Here is an 18,221-nt window from a genome sequence, read left to right as displayed (position 1 = left end):
TGAGTCTCAACACGGCATGCGCAGCTTTGGAGCATGGGTCTTTGCGGATGCACTTAGAGGCAGACCCATGACCCAGGAAATCGGCGGCTTCGCCGCTCTTGAACTTCATCCCAATATTGTCGCTGCAGTAGTCGCTACCGGCTATGAAGAGCCTTCGGCCATTCAGCAGCAGTCGATCCCGATCATCCTCGCCGGTCACGATATGATTGGTCAGGCGCAAACCGGTACCGGTAAAACCGCTGCCTTTGCCCTGCCTATCCTGCACCGCATTGATCCGTCCAAGCGCGAGCCGCAAGCTCTGATCCTGGCCCCAACTCGTGAGTTGGCGCTACAAGTTGCAACCGCTTTCGAAACCTACGCCAAGCAAATGCCGGGCGTAACTGTTGTGGCTGTCTACGGCGGCGCGCCGATGGGCCCACAATTGAAAGCAATCCGTAATGGCGCACAGATCGTTGTCGCCACGCCGGGCCGTCTGTGCGACCACCTGCGTCGCGACGAAAAAGTCCTCGCTACCGTGAACCACCTGGTTCTGGACGAGGCGGACGAAATGCTCAAACTGGGCTTCATGGACGACCTGGAAGTGATCTTCAAGGCCATGCCGGAAACCCGTCAGACCGTATTGTTCTCGGCAACCTTGCCGCAGTCGATCCGTGCCATCGCCGAGCGCCACCTGCGCGATCCGAAGCACGTGAAGATCCAGAGCAAGACTCAGACCGTTACCGCGATCGAACAGGCTCACCTGTTGGTTCACGCTGACCAGAAGACTTCTGCCGTTCTCAGCTTGCTGGAAGTGGAAGACTTCGACGCGCTGATCATGTTCGTGCGCACCAAGCAAGCGACCCTGGATCTGGCCAGTGCCCTGGACGCCAAAGGCTACAAAGCCGCTGCGCTGAACGGTGACATCGCCCAGAACCAGCGTGAGCGCGTCATCGACTCGCTCAAGGATGGCCGTCTGGACATCGTTGTCGCGACCGACGTGGCTGCCCGTGGTCTGGACGTTCCGCGCATCACCCACGTGTTCAACGTGGACATGCCGTACGATCCGGAGTCTTACGTGCACCGTATCGGCCGTACCGGCCGTGCCGGTCGCGAAGGTCGTGCGCTGCTGCTGGTGACTCCACGTGAGCGCCGCATGCTGCAAGTGATCGAGCGTGTCACCGGCCAGAAAGTTGCCGAAGTGCGTCTGCCGGACGCTCAAGCTGTGCTCGATGCACGCATCAAGAAACTGACCAATAGCCTGTCGCCGCTGGTCGCCGATGCCGAATCGACTCACGGCGAGCTGCTCGATCGTCTGACCGCTGACATCGGTTGCACCCCGCGTGCACTGGCTGCAGCCCTGCTGCGCAAGGCAACCAACGGTCAAGCGCTGAACCTGGCAGCGATCGAGAAGGAACGTCCACTGGTGCCGAACAACGCACCGCGTGGCGACCGTCCTGAGCGTTCCGGTGATCGTCCTGATCGTGGCGACCGCGAGCGTCGCGCGCCAATGCCTCTGGGCGAAGGCCGTGCCCGTTGCCGTACCGCGCTGGGTGCGCGTGACGGTATCGCCGCCAAGAACCTGCTGGGCGCGATCCTCAACGAAGGTGGTCTGGCCCGCGAAGCGATCGGTCGCATTCAGGTGCGTGACAGCTTCAGCCTCGTCGAACTGCCGGAAGATGGTCTGGACAAACTCCTGACCAAGCTGAAGGACACTCGCGTCGCTGGCAAGCAGCTGAAACTGCGTCGCTACCGCGAAGATTGATCCGCCCTCGGGCTGATTGATCGAACATAAAAAATCCCCGACTGGTTCGGGGATTTTTTATGTCTGCTTTTTGCCTCGCCCCACAACCCTGTGGGAGCTGGCTTGCCAGCGATGACGTCAGCCGAAGCGATAGATATCCATACCCAGTGCACCCATCGTGAAGCCTTTATGCGCTACGCGGAACTCACCTCCCGCACCACGGGCGAAATACAACGGCAACAAATGCTCATCACTCGGATGGCTGCGCACCGCATTTGGCGCCTGCTGACGATAGTCGTGCAACGCCGCTTCGTCATTGGTCGCCAACTTGTCGATCATCCAGTCGCGGAAGTCCCGCGCCCACGGCTCGACGCTTTCGGGGCCGGCATGCCAGTCCAGTTCGCGCAGGTTGTGGGTGATGCTGCCGGAGCCGATCAGCAAAATACCCTGCTCGCGCAGACTCGCCAGTGCTTGTCCGACACGGGTTTGCAGCGCCGGGCCACCGCGACTCGGCAGCGACACCTGCACCACCGGAATATCCGCCTGCGGGTACATCAGTGACAGCGGCACCCAGACGCCGTGGTCGAACGGTCGTTGCGCATCGAGGCGAGCCGGCAGATGGGCAGCGTTGAGCAATTCGGCCACTTCGGTGGCCAGTTGCGGATTGCCCGGCGCCGGATATTGCACTTCAAACAGGGCGCGGGGAAAACCGCCGAAGTCGTGCCAGGTTTCGGGTTGCGAATGGCTGCTGACCCGCAATTCCTGGCTTTCCCAGTGGGCAGAGACAATCACGATGGCTTTCGGTTTAGGCAGTTCGGCCGCCAGGCGCGCGAGGGCCGGGCCGCTGGCGCCGGGTTCCAGGGCCAGCATTGGCGAGCCGTGGGAGATAAACAGGCTGGGAAACATGGAAAGGTTCCTGAGCGGTAAGATGGTGCCATCTTCAGTCAGATCATTGATCTAAATCTAATATAAGTTTTAACGCCTTTTGATCGAATTTTTTGAGGTGAAGCATGCAGCCTGAGTTTTGGCACAAGAAGTGGGAATGCAATCAGATCGGCTTTCACCTGCCTGAGGTGAATCCGTATCTGCAGCGTCTCTGGCCGCAGTTGAATATCCCGGCCCAGGCGCGAGTGCTGGTGCCGCTGTGCGGCAAAAGCCTGGATCTGTTGTGGCTGGCCGGGCGCGGATATCAGGTGCTCGGGGTCGAGTTGTCGCAGAAGGCCATCGAGGACTTCTTCAGTGAGCATAAGGTAACGCCGCAGGTCAGCGACGAGGGGCCGTTCAAGGTCTATCGCGGCGATTCCATCGAGTTGTGGTGCGGTGATTTCTTCGCGCTGACTGCAGACGATGTAGCGGACTGCGCGGCGTTGTACGACCGGGCAGCGTTGATCGCCTTGCCGCCTGCGATGCGTGAACGCTATGCGACGCATCTGCAGCAAATCCTGCCGCCGGTTGTGCAAGGGTTGTTGATCACACTGGATTATGATCAGGCGCAAATGTCCGGGCCACCGTTTGCGGTGAGCGATGATGAGGTGCGGCGCTTGCTGGCGGGTGCCTGGCAGGTGCGAATGCTGGAAGAGCAGGATGTGCTGGGGGAGAGCTGGAAGTTTTTGCAGGCGGGGGTGACGCGGTTGGAGGAGCGGGTTTACCGGGTTTCTGGTCGATAGGTTTGTATTGGCGGTGCGGGCCCCATCGCTGGCAAGCCAGCTCCCACAGGGTTTTGTGGTGTTTTCTGGATTCGAGGACGAATCAGATCACTGTGGGAGCTGGCTTGCCAGCGATGGGGCCAGATCCGCAACACACAATCCCGAGCACAAAAAGGCCCGCATCGCTGCGGGCCTTTTCGGTTGTCACGCCAGATGGATCAACCGCGACGACGCAGAGCGTCGATACGCTCTTCCAGCGGCGGGTGGCTCATGAACATGCGGGCAAAGCCCTGTTTGATGCCACCGTTGATGCCGAAGGCATTCAGGGTGTCCGGCATGTGTACCGGCAGGCCCTGTTCGGCGCGCAGGCGTTGCAGCGCGCCGATCATCGCGTTGGTGCCCGCCAGACGAGCGCCGGCTTCGTCGGCACGGAATTCGCGCTTGCGCGAGAACCACATGACGATAGCGCTGGCGAGGATGCCCAGGACCAGTTCGGCGAAGATGGTCGCCACGTAGTAGGCAATGCCCTGGCCTTCTTCGTTCTTGAAAATCACCTTGTCGACGAAGTTGCCGATGATCCGCGCAAAAAACATCACGAAGGTGTTCACCACGCCCTGGATCAGCGCCAGGGTGACCATGTCACCGTTGGCCACGTGACCGATTTCGTGGGCCAGAACGGCTTTCACTTCATCTGGCGAAAAACGCTCGAGCAGGCCCTGGCTGACTGCGACCAACGCGTCGTTCTTGTTCCAGCCGGTCGCAAAGGCGTTGGCCTCGTAGGCCGGAAAAATACCGACTTCGGGCATCTTGATCCCGGCTTCGCGGGACAGTTGCTCGACGGTTTGCAGCAGCCATTGTTCATGCCGGGTACGTGGCTGGCTGATGATCTGGGTGCCGGTGCTCATCTTGGCCATCCACTTTGAGATGAACAGCGAGAACAGCGAACCGGCGAAACCAAAGACCGCACAGAAAACCAGCAGCTGACTGAGGTTGAGATCAACCCCGTTGGCCGCCATGAACCCGTTGAAGCCGAACAGGCTCAGGGTGATGCTGGCTATCAGCACGACCGCCAGGTTAGTGGCCAAAAACAGCAGGATGCGCATCATGGTTGTAGAAATCTCCTCAAGCTAAAGATGTAGCGTACTGCGGGGTATATAAGGTGCGGCACGGGGTGATTCAACTGAGTGACTATTTCAAACTGTGTCCTACAGCGGATTCCGGGGCTGCAGGCCATTGCCCACGACCGAAACCGAAAGGGATGACAGCCAGCCGCCACCCGCCACCACTGCGCCAGAGGCAAGTGGACTATACGAATCGCAAGTGTAGAAGGCCCTGCGAGGCGGGTAGGGCAGAAGTGTTGCTGAATCAGACAGTGCGCAACGTTCGGGCCGTTGCGCACTGTCGACCGGTTACTGGCGGTAGGACTTGAGGAAGTTGCCGATACGTCCGATGGCCATCTCGAGGTCGTCGACGCGGGGCAGGGTCACCACGCGGAAGTGATCCGGCCACGGCCAGTTGAACGCCGTGCCTTGCACCACCAGCAACTTCTCGGAAAGCAGCAGGTCGAGGACGAATTTTTCGTCGTTGTGGATCGGGCAGACCTTCGGGTCGATCCGCGGGAATGCATACAGCGCGCCCATCGGCTTGACGCAGCTGACGCCCGGAATGTCGTTGAGCAACTCCCAGGTGCGGTTGCGCTGCTCCAGCAGACGACCTTGCGGCAGCACCAGATCATTGATGCTCTGATAGCCGCCGAGGGCAGTCTGGATTGCGTGCTGACTCGGCACGTTGGCGCACAGGCGCATGTTGGCCAGCATGTCGATGCCTTCGATGTAGCTCTGGGCATTGTGTTTCGGCCCGGAGATGGCGATCCAGCCGGAGCGGAAACCCGCCACGCGGTAGGATTTCGACAGCCCGTTGAAGGTCAGGCACAGCAGGTCCGGTGCCAGCGAGGCGGTGCAGATGTGCACGGCATCGTCATAAAGAATCTTGTCGTAGATCTCGTCGGAGAACACCACCAGATTGTGCGCGCGGGCGATTTCCAGCATGCCCAGCAGTACTTCCTTCGAGTACACCGCACCGGTCGGGTTGTTCGGGTTGATGATCACCATGGCCTTGGTGTTCGGCGTGATCTTGGCCTTGATGTCGGCCAGATCAGGAAACCAGTCGGCACCCTCGTCGCACAGGTAGTGCACGGCATTGCCGCCGGCCAGGCTCACGGCGGCGGTCCACAGCGGGTAGTCCGGGGCCGGTACCAGCACTTCGTCGCCGTTGTTGAGCAGCGCCTGCAGCGACATCACGATCAGCTCGGACACGCCGTTGCCCAGGTAGATGTCTTCGATGCCGACACCTTCGACATTCTTTTGCTGGTAGTACTGCATCACCGCTTTACGGGCGCTGAACAGGCCTTTGGAATCGCTGTAGCCCTGAGCGGTCGGCAGGTTGCGGATCACGTCCTGGAGAATTTCGTCCGGCGCTTCGAAACCAAACGGTGCCGGGTTGCCGATGTTCAGCTTGAGGATGCGCTGGCCTTCCTCCTCCAGACGTTTGGCGTGCTTGAGCACCGGTCCGCGAATGTCGTAGCAGACGTTGGCGAGCTTGTTCGATTTGCTGAACTGCATGGCGATGTGATCCCGAAAATGAACGATCCAGACGGCGGATGGCCAACCGTACTGGGATTCCTGCGTCTTCGCACAGGCGGAGTCTTGCGCGGTGGCGCCAATAATCCGTTTGAATGCGCCCGGTCTGGCTGCCAGACTGGCGTGTGACGAGGCGCAATCATACGTGCCACCCGATCCGTGGAAAAGGTACAGATCGGGCTTTTTCAGCCGTTGAGGTGTGATGATGGAAAAGTTGGAAAAAACCCTGGAAGAATGGCGTGCGATGCTCGACCCCGAGCAGTACAACGTGTGCCGGCTCAGTGCGACCGAACGGCCGTTCTCCGGCAAATACAACGCCACCAAAACCGACGGCATTTATCATTGCGTCTGCTGCAATGAGCCGCTGTTCGACTCCCAAACCAAATTCGATTCCGGCTGCGGCTGGCCGAGCTTCTACGCGCCGATCGGCGAAAGCGCCATGACCGAGATCCGCGATACCAGTCACGGCATGATCCGTACCGAGGTCAAATGCGCTCGCTGTGACGCGCATCTGGGCCACGTGTTTCCCGATGGTCCGCCACCGACCGGCCTGCGTTATTGCATCAACTCCGTGTGCCTGAACCTCGAGCCTCGCGATTGAACTGCTGGCTTGCCCGGCTGGTTTGATCCACCCCTGTAGGAGCTGCCGAAGGCTGCGATCTCTTGATTTTTTAAGATCAAAAGATCGCAGCCTTCGGCAGCTCCCACATGATGGCAACTCAATTAATTAAATTGCACACAATTTAATTGCTCGCTATGTTTGGCCTTTGCCGATAACCCGTGGAGCCGTCTCATGAGCGACAACCTGCTGAATATTCCTGTCACCACCATCAAGGGTGAGCAAAAGACCCTGGCCGATTTCGCCGGCAAGGCCGTTCTGGTGGTCAATACCGCCAGCAAATGCGGCTTCACCCCGCAATACAAAGGCCTGGAAGAGCTGTGGCAGACCTACAAGGATCAGGGCCTGGTGGTGCTGGGGTTTCCGTGTAATCAGTTCGGCAAGCAGGAGCCAGGCAACGAGGGGGCGATCAGCGAATTCTGTGAGCTGAATTACGGTGTGAGTTTCCCGTTGTTCAAGAAGATCGATGTCAACGGTTCAGATGCGCATCCACTGTTCGTGCAGTTGAAAAAACGCGCTCCGGGTCTGCTCGGCTCCGAGGGCATCAAGTGGAATTTCACCAAGTTCCTGATCGGCAAGGATGGGCAACTGGTCAAGCGTTTTGCCCCGACCACCAAGCCGCAGGACATCAGCGGCGAGATCGAAGCCCTGCTCAAATGAACAGCCTGCCCGACGATTCGCTGAAGCTCGACAGTCAGTTGTGCTTCAAGTTGTATGCCGCGTCCCGGGCGGTGATTCGCGCTTACAAGCCGATGCTCGATCAGCTCGGCCTGACGTACCCGCAGTACCTGGTGATGCTGGTGCTGTGGGAGTGGCAGGACAGAGCGCCGGAGCAACCGACGGTCAAGGCCTTGGGCGAGCGTCTGGCGCTGGACTCCGGCACTCTGACGCCGTTGCTCAAGCGGCTTGAGCAATTGCAGTGGGTGCAGCGCCAGCGTTCTGCGCGCGATGAGCGTGAAGTGCATCTAAGCCTGACCACCCAAGGTCAGGCGTTGCGCGAGCAGGTCGGGCCGCTCAAGGCCCGATTGTTGTGCGACAGCGGCGTGGATCTTGAACGGCTCAACGATTTGCGTAACGGTCTCGATCACTTGCTGGGGCAGATCAACGCGCTGACGTAGTCGGAATCCACTGATCGAGCAGGGTCGCCAGCTCTTCGCGGCGGAACGGCTTGGCCAGGTAATCGCTCATGCCGGCGGCACGGCAGCGTTCGCGCTCTTCCGACATGGCGTTGGCGGTCAGCGCGACAATCGGCAAATGCGGCCAGCGCCCGCTCTGGCGAATCTGCCGGCTCGCTTCGTAGCCGTCCATCACCGGCATGTTGCAGTCCATCAGCACCAGGTCGAACTCATCGTGCTCCAGTTGATCCAGCGCTTCGGCACCGTGGGCGGCGACCACCACGTCGCAACCGAGCTTGCCGAGCATGCCTTTGGCCACCAACTGGTTGACCGGATTGTCCTCCACCAGCAGCACGCGTCCGCGGCGTTGAACCGGCTGGCTTTCGTGCTGCGCATCGTTGTTCGTGGTGATGTCTGCCAGCAGAATGCGCCGCAGGATCTGATACAGCGCGTTGCGTGCCAGTGGTCGGGCCTGTTGCTGCAATGGCGCCAGCGCTGCGGCCTCTTCGCTGGGCATGAAGCTGCCATAAGCGGTCACCACCAGGATCGGCGCGCTGAGGGTCGGGCGCAGACTGAACAGGCATTCCGGGCAATCGGTGATCAGCAGATCGGGTGACAGGCCCAGCAGCGGGTCGTCCATGGTGCGCTGTTCGTAAGTCACGCCCCACACCGGCAACAGCATCTTGAGCAGTTCGGCGAGGCCGCTGCTGGCCGCGGTGATCGCCAATACCTTGCCGTGCAGCGGTGGCGGCATGATCGCCCGGGTATGGCACGGCAGCGGCAGGTCGGCACAGAACTGACTGCCGAAACCGGCCTCGGAACTGATGGTCAGCCGACCCTGCATGGCTTCACAGAGGTTGTAGGTCAGCGCGAGGCCGAGACCGGTGCCGCCGTACTGCCGGGTGATACCGGCGCCCGCCTGGGTGAACGGCTGGAAGATTTTCACCTGGGCCTCCTGGGCGATGCCGATACCGGTGTCGCAGACTTCAATGCGCACCCCGTCGCCATGGGCCGACAGGCGCACATCAACCCGACCGAAGCGGGTGAACTTCAGGGCATTGGACAACAGGTTGCTGACGATCTGCCGCACCCGGGTCGGGTCTCCCAGCACCAGAGCGGGGAAGTGCGGATCGATCAGGCAGGTCAGTTCGACGCTCGGCGCGGCGTTCTGCGACAGCAGATTGGCGGTATCCTCGATCAGCGAGCCGAGGTCGAACGGGATGTGCTCGAGCTCCAGTTGTCCGGCATCGAACTTGGACAGGTCGAGAATATCGTTGAGCAGCTCCACCAGCACCTTGCCCGAGTCATGGGCAATTGACAGCTGTTGCTGTTGTTCGGCATTCAGCGGGCCGTCAAGGGACAGGGCGATCATGCCCAGCAGACCGTTGAGCGGGGTGCGGATCTCGTGACTCATGTTGGCAAGGAACGCCGAGCGTGCTTCGGCCATGTCCAGTGCGGTGCTGCGGGCGATCTCCAGTTCTTCGTTGGACTGGCTGAGCCGGGTGTTGATCGCCTTGAGCTCGGCGGTGCGGGCCGAAACGATGTGTTCCAGCTGCCCGAGGTAGTCGGTCAGGCGGTTTTCGGCGTTGCGGCGCTGCTGGATTTCCGTGGCGATGTTTTCGAACTGCTGGTTGGCGACTTTGACCAGCACGCCGATCTCGTCATTGGCGTGTCCGGCCGGGCATTCCAGCGTTGTCGGTTCTGCACTGCGTGCGTCGCGCGCACTGAGTTCACGAATCAGCCGTACCAGTGGCTTGGTCAGCATCACGTAGAACAACGCCAGCAGGATTCCGGTGAGGATCAGGCTGCGGGCAAACCCGTTGAGCAGAGTGACTTCGGCGCGGCGCAGGAAACGGCTGCCGAACGCGTACGTGTCGACTTCAAGGCTGAGGATGCCCAATGATTCGTCAGGCAGGTGGTCGAGGTACAGACGGTCTTCGAACTGGCGTTTGGCGCCGAACAGGAAGTCGCTGATCACTCGATAGCCGCTTTGCAGCTCCGGGCGTTTGACGTTGGCCAGCACGTTGCCATTGTTGTCCGTCAGTTGCGCCGAGATGATCGCCGGCGAACGCAACAGCCCCAGGGTCAGTTCCTGCGCCAGTTCCGCGTCGATGTTGTAGGCGATCCGCGATGCCGGATTGTGGCTGATTTCGAGCAAAGACAGGATTTCACGGTTGATGGAGGCGTCTTCGCTGGCATAATCGATGCCGATTTGCAGCAGGCTGAGCAGCGTGCCCAGAATGAACCCGACCAGCACAGTGAATCTGGCTTGCTTGTAAGACAGCCGGTGGGTGAATTTGATATCCATGGGGTGTTGAACCACTTCCGTTTCCCTTCGCTGCTCAAGCATAGTCGATCATGTATGGATACCGAGGTTCCCGAATCGCCTTGTAACAAGGCCTGAGCGGGGATTGAGATCTGTCTGTCGTCGCTGTATCGACATCATCACTGTGAACGTGCCCGAGGAGAAGACGTGGATTCCCGATTGAATGCTTTTCTTGAACGCGCCGAGTCGGTTCTGGCGCGGATCGAACCCTTGCTGCCGGCGCCACGTCCGCTGATCGACTGGAATACTTGCCTGGCCGCGCGCTGGCAGCGAGACGGGCGTAGCGGATACTTGCTGCCGCTGGACGTCAGTCTCGACATGCGCCTGTCCGACCTGATCGGTGTTGACCGTCAACTGGAGCAACTGGGCCGCAACACCCAGCAGTTTCTCGACGGCATGCCGGCTAACCATGCGCTGCTCTGGGGTTCGCGCGGTACCGGTAAATCCTCGCTGGTGCGCGCGCTGCTGGCTGAACACGCCAAGGCCGGCCTGCGGTTGATCGAGATCGAACGCGATCATCTGGCCGACCTGCCGCGCGTGGTCGAGCAGATCGGCAAACTGCCACAGCGCTTCGTGCTGTTTTGCGATGACCTGTCGTTCGAATCCGGCGAAGGCGATTACCGCGTGCTGAAAAGTGTGCTCGACGGCTCGCTCGAGCAGGCCCCGGACAACGTTCTGCTGTACGCCACTTCCAACCGCCGCCATCTGGTGCCGGAAAAGGAAAGCGACAACGAAAACTGGAAACGCGTCGACGGCGAGCTGCATCCGAGTGAGGCGGTGGAAGACAAGATCGCCTTGTCCGACCGTTTCGGTCTGTGGCTGTCGTTTTATCCGTTTACCCAGGAACACTTCCTCAACGTCGTCGAACACTGGATCGGCCAGTTGGCCGCCAAGGCTGGCCTGAGCTGGCAGCGCGACGAACAACTGGACATTCTCGCCGTGCGCTGGGCCACCGGGCGCGGCAATCGCAACGGCCGTTGCGCGTACCAATTCGCCCGTTACTGGGTGGGTCTGAAATTGCTGGAGCACAAGGCATGATTGATTTGCAACAAAGCGGCCAGGGCCTCGAAGGCTACGGCATGTTGGCCGCACAACTGGAATCGCTGCTGGCGGACGAGCGCGATTTCATCGCGAATGCCGCGCAGTTTTCGGCGTTTCTGTTCAACCAGCTCGATGACTTGAACTGGGCGGGTTTCTACCTCAATCGCAATGAAGAGCTGGTGCTCGGTCCGTTCCAGGGCCAGATCGCTTGCGTGCGCATTCCGTTCGGGCGCGGCGTGTGTGGCGCCGCGGCGGCCAGTCTACAGACTCAGCGCGTCGAAGACGTGCATGCGTTCCCGGGCCATATCGCTTGCGACAGCGCTTCCAACAGCGAGTTGGTAGTGCCGCTGGTCAAGGACGGTCGGTTGATCGGCGTACTCGATCTCGACAGCCCGAAACTGGCGCGTTTTGGCACCGACGATCAGGCAGGTATCGAGCAATTGGCGGCGATCTTCCTGCGTCTGACCGACTGCTGATCAGGCACTCAGGCCAGCCTTGCGCAGCAGGCTGGCCGGATCCACCGCATCGATCTGGCGCGGATCGAGAAACCGCGCAGCGTATTGCATGTAAACCCCGTCATTGATGAACAGCGCGAACAGCTCGGCGTCGATGTGCGCCTCGCGGCACATGGTGGCCATGGTCGCCAATGCCTCGCTGAGGGTTTTGGCTTTCTTGTACGGCCGATCCGCAGCCGTCAGCGCCTCGAAAATATCGGCAATCGCCATCATCCGTGCCGGCAGGCTCATGTCGTCGCGTTTCAGGCGCTTTGGATAGCCGCTGCCGTCCATTTTTTCGTGATGCCCGCCGGCGATTTCCGCGACGCTGTCCAGGTGCCCGGGGAAGGGCAGGTGGCTGAGCATCAGGATCGTCTGCACCATGTGGTGATTGATGATGTAGCGCTCTTCGCGGGTCAGGGTGCCCCGGGCAATGCTCAGGTTGTAGAGTTCGCCGCGATTGTATTTGTAACGCGGCACATCCAGTTTGAACCCCCACGGATTGTCTTCCGGAATCAGTTCACTCTCGGCGCGTTCGATCAGGTGTTCGGGCTTGTCCGCCAGCAGTGGCTCGCTGACTGGCAGCGTTGGCGCGGGCGTTTGCGCCTGACGGCGGTTTTCCTCCCATGACACCCCCAGGCGATCATCGAGGGTGCGCATCCAGCGCCGCTCGGCGATGCGCTCAAGGCGCTGCAGATCGGCGGGTGCCATGGCCTCGCCGCCCAGATTGCAGCGGGCAACAAAGGCAAAGTCATCGTCCAGTTGCGTCAGCGCGGCGTCACGCTGTTCGCTCAGTTGCGCCGCGTTGCCGCCGAGCGCCAGCGCCTGCCAATAACTGACCCAGGCGTCGCGCTTGAGCACTTCGAAACGGGTGCGAATTTCGTGGATGCGATCGTTGAGGGTTTCCAGTTTGGTCGCCTTGTCGACGACATATTCGGGAGTGGTGACCTTGCCGCAATCGTGCAGCCAGGCCGCGATGTGCAGGGCTTCCCACTCGTCTTCGCTGGGCTGATAACGCTGAAATGCCGGTGCCTGGCTGGCGGCAGCGGCCTGCGCAAGCATCAAGGTCAATTCCGGCACACGTTGGCAGTGGCCGCCGGTGTAGGGGCTCTTGGCGTCGATGGCGCCGGCCAGTAACTGGATGAACGCATCGAGCAACTGCTTCTGTTTCGCTTGCAGACGCTGACTTTCAATACTCACCGCCGCCGCACCGGACACTGCTTGCAGGAAGGCAATGCGGTCCGGGCGCAGTTTTTCCAGATCCTGAGCGTTGCCGCTGTCGTTGATCAGCAGAACCAACAGGCCAATGGTCTCGTTGTGGCGATTACGCAGGCGGATACCGATCAGGTGGATGCGCGGCGACTGCATGGCCAACAGGACGTTCTGCAAGTCTGCGGCCTGCTCGAAGCCGAGGCTGCTGACCACGTTGTCGGCGTGGATCAGTTGCTGAAACCACGCCGGGCCCTGATCTGCCAGCAGGTCCTGGCCGAGCACGTTGAACCCGCCCGGCTCCTGCGAAACACCGTCGATCACCAGTCCATAGGGTTCCATGCGGTTGCCGTCGCTTTCGCGCAGATAGATCAACCCTGCCTGGGCCTGGGCGATCTGCACCGTTTCGAACAGCACCCGTTGCAGCAGCGGGGCGAAGCGGGTTTCGGCGCTGACGCTGTCGGTGATACGGAAGAAGCTGGCGAGTGTGTCTTTCATGCGCGCCATCGACAGGCTCAACTGGTCGACCTCCAGCACTGGCGAGCGGCGGGTGACCGGAAAATTGAAATCGAAACTGCGGATCGCGTCGGCTTCCTTGACCAGCGCGTGCAACGGTTTGACCAGAATCCGCGAGATCAGCCAGCCCAGCGGCAGGCACAGCAGCAAGATCGCGAGGGTGATCAGCGCGCCTTGCCAGCGCATGCGGTAGGCGTCGGCCAGCAGTTCGTCCTCCGGCACCAGCAGGGCCATCTGCAAACCGTTCGGCCCACCTTCCTCCAGGTTGCTGCGGGCGACGATCCAGTGGCGCCCATTGACGTCGAGCCGTTTGCCCTGATGGGGCGTGGACAGCAACGCGTGCAGGTTCGGGCTCAGGTCGGCGGCCTTGGCCAGGCGCGCGCTGCGGTCATCGACAATCAGCCGGCGGCTATCGGGATAGGCCACCGCATTGCCATCGGCATCGAACAACACGATTTCGGTGGAGGGGGTGACGACGTGCTTGAGCAAGGTGGCGGAAAGTGCTTCAAGGGTCAGGTCGGCACCGATGACGGAGTCTGCGCTGCTGCGACGGGCGAGCGTGGTGCCCACATTGTGCGTGGAGAAAAATACATAGGGCTCGGTGGTGATCTGGTCACCCTGTTGCAGGGCGTTGATGTACCAGTTGCGGGTACGCGGGTCGTAGCGGTCGTCGGAATTGACGTCGCGCCCCACCGGCGCCAGTGTCTGATCGAAGAACAGTGACTGCGACGATACGGTGCCGCTGGCGTCGTGCTCGATGCTCCAGACCTGATAGACCGCGGTCGGCGGCGCCTTGAGCAGGGTTTTAAGGGCGTTGGTACGCAAGGGTCGAACCATGAAGAAGTCGCCGTTGCCGTACCCCAGATACAGCGACGCGAGATCGCTGTTGTCCTTGAGTGACTGACTGAACGGCTTGAGTAGCGCCAGACGCTGTTGCAGGCGCGAAGCGCCGGCCGCCTGATTGTCGGCCAGCAGGCTCAGCAGGTGCCGGATCGGTTCGTAAGTTGAATGCAGGTCCAGGCGCACGTCCTGTTCGATGCGATTGAACAGGTTTTCACTGCTCGACAGGATGATCCGGGTGGTCTGGCGATAATTGAACAACCCCAGCACAACGCCTGTCAGCAACAGCAGGAAGGTGAACATGACGCTGATGTGCACGTGCAACGGGAATCGGCGTTGATCCGGGCGCAGTGGGCTGGGCATTGCTGACTCTCCATTGAAGTAAACACACTGCTCAGCGTCCAAGCATAGTTAAGGCTCGCCCAGTGTGCCTTCTTCCAAAGGTTCCAGTTGTCGCTGCAATGCCTGCTCCAGTTCGACAATCGCTGCGTCGGTGGCCTCGGTGCAGCGCACGATGGTCGCCAGCGAGGTTGTCTGCAGGCAGGCTTGTTCCAGCGCATCGCAACAGGCGATCAGGCGCGAGGCCTGGGCGATTCGGGCGGCACCTTTGATCTTGTGTGCCACGACCGCCAAGGCTTCACGGTCATTGTGCGGGGCCAGGGCCCGAAGCTCCTCGCGATCCAGACGGCTACTCTTGAGCAGTTGCGTGAGCAGGCGCCGGGCTTGCAGCGGATTGCCACCGGTCAACTGATTCAGGCCCTGAAGATTGAACGCCGGCCCCGGCGATGCCGGTTGCAACCCGTTGACCCAATGGTTCAGGGCGCTGAGGCTCAAGGGTTTGAACAGGCAGTCATTCATGCCAGCCTGTTTGCAGCGCTTGACCTCTTCGGGCTGGGCATTGGCCGTGAAGCCCAGCACCGTACAAGGTGCGCGGCCGGTGCGCCGTTCCTGTTGGCGGATGGCCTCCGTCAGTTCATAGCCGTTCATCACTGGCATGTTGCAGTCGGCGATGACCAGATCGAATTCGCCGGCCTGCCAGACTGCAAATGCGCTTCGCCCTTCTTCGGCAACACTGAAACGATGACCGAGGAATTCCAGCTGCTGGCACAGCAGCAGACGGTTGGCCGGATGGTCATCAACCACCAGAATGTTCAACGGTGTCGCAGACGGGGCGATCGGCTGTGCGGTTTTCGCTACGGTGGCCTTGCACGGCAGCGTCTGCAACGGCAACGACAGGCAGACCTGGGTGCCGATCCCGGGCTGACTGCTCAGCTGCAGTTGACCGCCCATCATTTCACAGAGGTTACGGCTGATGACCAGCCCCAGTCCCGCACCACTTCGAGCCTGTTGCCGACCGCTGTCGGCCTGGGAAAACGGTTCGAACAGGCGTTGTTGATCTTCGATGCTGATCCCGACTCCAGTGTCGTGAATGGTCAGTTGGATCAGGGAATACAGGCCCGCGTCATTGGGTCGTACGTCCAGCGCGACGCGCACCTGCCCGCGCTCGGTGAATTTGATGGCGTTGCTGATCAGGTTCGACAGGACTTGCTTGAAGCGCAACGGATCCAGCTCCACGTCGACGGCGAGTCCGGGAGGATTGACCGTCAGGGGCAAGGCGAGGTTTTTCTGACGGGCCAGGCCGTCGAAAATTCTGACCACTGACGCCACGGTTTCGACCAGATTGACCCGCTCGGGGCTCAGACTCAGGTGCCCGGACTCGATTCGTGCGATATCGAGGATGTCGCCGATCAGGCCCAGTAGATCCTTGGCCGAACAGTAAGCGGTTTCGATGGATGAGCGATCCGGTGCCTGATCGCTCATGCGCTCGAGCGTCAGTTCGAGCATGCCGATGATGGCATTCATCGGCGTACGGATTTCGTGACTCATGGTCGCCAGAAAGGTGCTTTTGGCGCGATTGGCGTTGTCCGCCTGCTCCTTGGCCGTGCGCAGCTCATCGAACAATTGGCGACGTTCACTGATGTCGATCCAGCCACCGATGATCCCTTGTACTTCGCCGCTGGAGTCGCGGTACGGCAGGATCCAGTGATAGATCGTCAGGCGCCGGCCACCGATGTGCAGCGGACGGTCGAGCAGCAGCGGCGTCCCTTCGGCCACCACCCGTTGGTAATCCGCCTGGAAGGCCTGGGCTTCGAAGGCATTGCTCAGGGTGCCCTGCATGACACTCTTGCCGATCACGTCTTCGCGTTTGGCGTTGAAGGCTTCGAGATAGCTGTCGTTGCAGCTTTGCAGCAGACCCCGGCGGTCACGCACGTAGATCGGGTGAGGGGTACCGTTGACCAGCGAGCGCATGAATTCGAACTGATCGTTGAGCGCGCGCTCGGCGGCCTGACGTTGCTTGATCTGGCGGCGCATGTAGGCGTTCCAGAGCAGTGACAGCAACAGCAACAGGCATGCCGCCCCGATCAGTTGGTAAAACAGGCGCTGGTATTGATGCCAGTTGCTTTGCGCGGCATTGGAGAAACCGCGCCAGCGGCTGTTGATGACGCCCAGTTCTTCGGGGCTGATGCTCAGCAGCGCTTTGTCGAGGATCGAGCTCAGCTCGCGGTTGTCACGCGCCGTGGCCAGCGAGAAGGCGGCCTGGCGAGTGCCCAGGGTCGTGGTGATCTGCAACTGATGTTCGAAGATCCGCGACGAGATCAGGTAATTGGCGATGACCAATGAGGTGACCGCGCCATCGACCCTGCCTTCAGCGAGCAATGTCGCGGCGCCGAAGGTGTCCGAGGTTTCGGTCAGACGGATATCGGGAAACTCGCGGCGCAGGTAATCGGTCATGGGGCTGCCTTGGGCAATCGCCAGGTATTTGCCCCTCAGCTGAGCCGGATGTGTCGGGCTGTCGGGGGATTTTCGGGTCAGCAGGACAAAGGAGTTTTCCAGATAAGGGCGACTGAATTGCAGGGTTTTTTCCCGCTGGGGGCTGGGAAGCAGCGCCGCGATCAGATCGGCCCGATGCTGATTGATCTGTTCCACCATGTCGCCGTCGCTGCGGCTGCGCACCAGTTCGAAGCGCATGCCGGTGCGCAATCGCAGCAGCTCAAGCAGGTCTGCGGTAATGCCGCGCAGATTGCCATCACTGTCGAAGAACGTCAGCGGGGCGAACGCTTCGTTCACCACCACACGCAGCACCGGATGCTGTTTGAGCCACTGCTCTTCATGATGGGTCAATTGCAGCTTCTGGTCGGTCAGCAGAATGTCGCTGCCGGCGCTCCAGCGCTTGGCGATGCTGTCCCGTTCACTGGTCGGTATGGCTTGTAGCACGGCGTTGATGATGGCCAGCAGTTGAGGGTTTTCGGCGTGTACGGCAAAACTGAAACCGTGGGCTTCCTGTTTGCCGAAATTGGCCATGCGGATGTTGTTCAGATAGCCCTTGTTGATCATGTAGTGGGTGGAAATGGTATCGCCCAGAAACACGTCGGCCTGATCAAACGCCACCGCGTTGATTGCGTTTTGATAGGACGGATAGGAGGTCAGGATGGCTTTCGGATACAGCGCCCGGACCTCGTCCTGGGGCAGATAGTGATAGACCATGCTCAGGCGCAGACCGGCCAGGCCCTGGGTGAGCGTGCGGGTTTCGTCCTCACGGGTGACCAGTACCGGCTGATCGATGGCGTAGGGCGTTGAAAGCAGGATATCCGCGTCGCTGGCTTCGAAACCGTTGGCGGTACCGAGCATGTCGACCTGACCGGCTTTCAATGCGCGCAAGGCGGCTTCCCGTGAAGCAAAGCGCTGGACCCGCACTGGCAGTCCGCTGGCCTGTTCGAGGAGGCCGGCGTAATCAGCGGTAAATCCTTCGTAATCGCGCCCGCTGGCCGTCATGTCGAACGGCGGATAATCCGGTGCGGAAGTGCCCAGTACCAGTTCGCTGCGAGTCTGCAGCCATTGTCGCTGCGCAGGCTCCAGTGTCACGGACAGTGCTTCATGACCCGAACGGCTGCGCAGCACATACTCTTGCGCCGTGATGAGGTCGGCATGGCTCTGAGTCGTCAGGCACAGGCTCGCGCACCAGAGGGCAAGATAGATCTTTAAACGACTGGGCAT

The 18,221-nt window shown here is 60.7% G+C and carries 13 protein-coding genes; 7 read left to right on the top strand and 6 right to left on the bottom strand.

Annotated elements, in window-relative coordinates; translation table 11 throughout:
• Nucleotides 1-67: 67 nt before the first annotated feature.
• The gene (locus GTQ41_RS18585) at nt 68-1,741 is read left to right on the top strand and encodes a DEAD/DEAH box helicase (RefSeq protein ID WP_007964821.1); all 1,674 of its coding nucleotides are present in this window, start codon (nt 68-70) and stop codon (nt 1,739-1,741) included.
• Nucleotides 1,742-1,858: 117 nt separating this feature from the next.
• Here the strand turns inward: GTQ41_RS18585 and GTQ41_RS18580 are convergent, their stop codons facing one another.
• The gene (locus GTQ41_RS18580) at nt 1,859-2,626 is read right to left on the bottom strand and encodes a class III extradiol ring-cleavage dioxygenase (RefSeq protein ID WP_047295448.1); all 768 of its coding nucleotides are present in this window, start codon (nt 2,624-2,626) and stop codon (nt 1,859-1,861) included.
• A gap of 104 nt (nt 2,627-2,730) precedes the next feature.
• On the opposite strand from GTQ41_RS18580, the gene GTQ41_RS18575 reads away from it, so the two are divergent.
• Nucleotides 2,731-3,387, top strand: a complete 657-nt coding sequence (locus tag GTQ41_RS18575) for a thiopurine S-methyltransferase (RefSeq protein ID WP_047295446.1) — start codon at nt 2,731-2,733, stop codon at nt 3,385-3,387.
• A gap of 197 nt (nt 3,388-3,584) precedes the next feature.
• On the opposite strand, the gene htpX is transcribed toward GTQ41_RS18575, so the two are convergent.
• Entirely contained in the window at nt 3,585-4,472 is an 888-nt protein-coding gene (gene htpX / locus GTQ41_RS18570; RefSeq protein WP_041069582.1) for a protease HtpX, read from the bottom strand.
• A gap of 303 nt (nt 4,473-4,775) precedes the next feature.
• The gene (locus tag GTQ41_RS18565) at nt 4,776-5,987 is read right to left on the bottom strand and encodes a pyridoxal phosphate-dependent aminotransferase (protein WP_003226761.1); all 1,212 of its coding nucleotides are present in this window, start codon (nt 5,985-5,987) and stop codon (nt 4,776-4,778) included.
• Between the two features lie 223 nt (nt 5,988-6,210).
• On the opposite strand from GTQ41_RS18565, the gene msrB reads away from it, so the two are divergent.
• The 3 genes from msrB to GTQ41_RS18550 all read left to right on the top strand — a co-directional run bounded on the left by msrB (nt 6,211) and on the right by GTQ41_RS18550 (nt 7,742).
• The gene (msrB, locus tag GTQ41_RS18560) at nt 6,211-6,606 is read left to right on the top strand and encodes a peptide-methionine (R)-S-oxide reductase MsrB (protein ID WP_041069831.1); all 396 of its coding nucleotides are present in this window, start codon (nt 6,211-6,213) and stop codon (nt 6,604-6,606) included.
• A gap of 192 nt (nt 6,607-6,798) precedes the next feature.
• Nucleotides 6,799-7,284 carry a glutathione peroxidase gene (locus GTQ41_RS18555; protein WP_027613435.1) on the top strand — a complete coding sequence of 162 codons (486 nt, stop codon included), beginning with the start codon at nt 6,799-6,801 and terminating at the stop codon, nt 7,282-7,284.
• Nucleotides 7,281-7,742 (top strand): MarR family winged helix-turn-helix transcriptional regulator, encoded by a 462-nt coding sequence (locus GTQ41_RS18550; RefSeq protein ID WP_047295443.1) that lies wholly within the window; start codon nt 7,281-7,283, stop codon nt 7,740-7,742. Before GTQ41_RS18555 ends, GTQ41_RS18550 begins: the two co-directional genes overlap by 4 nt.
• Here GTQ41_RS18550 and GTQ41_RS18545 read toward each other — a convergent pair.
• On the bottom strand, nt 7,726-10,047 hold the full coding sequence (locus tag GTQ41_RS18545) for a response regulator (protein WP_047295441.1): 2,322 nt from the start codon (nt 10,045-10,047) through the stop codon (nt 7,726-7,728). The two genes, GTQ41_RS18550 and GTQ41_RS18545, sit on opposite strands and share 17 nt — an antisense overlap.
• 165 nt (nt 10,048-10,212) lie before the next feature.
• Between GTQ41_RS18545 and GTQ41_RS18540 the strand changes: the two genes are divergently transcribed.
• Both GTQ41_RS18540 and GTQ41_RS18535 read left to right on the top strand, forming a co-directional pair.
• Nucleotides 10,213-11,103 (top strand): ATP-binding protein, encoded by an 891-nt coding sequence (locus GTQ41_RS18540; protein WP_047295439.1) that lies wholly within the window; start codon nt 10,213-10,215, stop codon nt 11,101-11,103.
• On the top strand, nt 11,100-11,582 hold the full coding sequence (locus GTQ41_RS18535; RefSeq protein WP_039770434.1) for a GAF domain-containing protein: 483 nt from the start codon (nt 11,100-11,102) through the stop codon (nt 11,580-11,582). Before GTQ41_RS18540 ends, GTQ41_RS18535 begins: the two co-directional genes overlap by 4 nt.
• Here GTQ41_RS18535 and GTQ41_RS18530 read toward each other — a convergent pair whose 3' ends face one another.
• Both GTQ41_RS18530 and GTQ41_RS18525 read right to left on the bottom strand, forming a co-directional pair.
• A complete protein-coding gene (locus GTQ41_RS18530) occupies nt 11,583-14,528 on the bottom strand; it encodes an HD domain-containing phosphohydrolase (protein WP_047295435.1) in 2,946 nt (981 codons plus the stop codon).
• A 48-nt stretch (nt 14,529-14,576) separates the two neighbouring features.
• Nucleotides 14,577-18,221 (bottom strand): transporter substrate-binding domain-containing protein, encoded by a 3,645-nt coding sequence (locus tag GTQ41_RS18525; protein WP_047295433.1) that lies wholly within the window; start codon nt 18,219-18,221, stop codon nt 14,577-14,579.

Source organism: Pseudomonas sp. AN-B15 (assembly GCF_019056475.1).
Lineage (GTDB): Bacteria > Pseudomonadota > Gammaproteobacteria > Pseudomonadales > Pseudomonadaceae > Aquipseudomonas > Aquipseudomonas parakoreensis.
The sequence above is the reverse complement of the archived record's forward strand: the minus strand, read 5'-3'. Positions and strand labels throughout refer to the sequence as shown.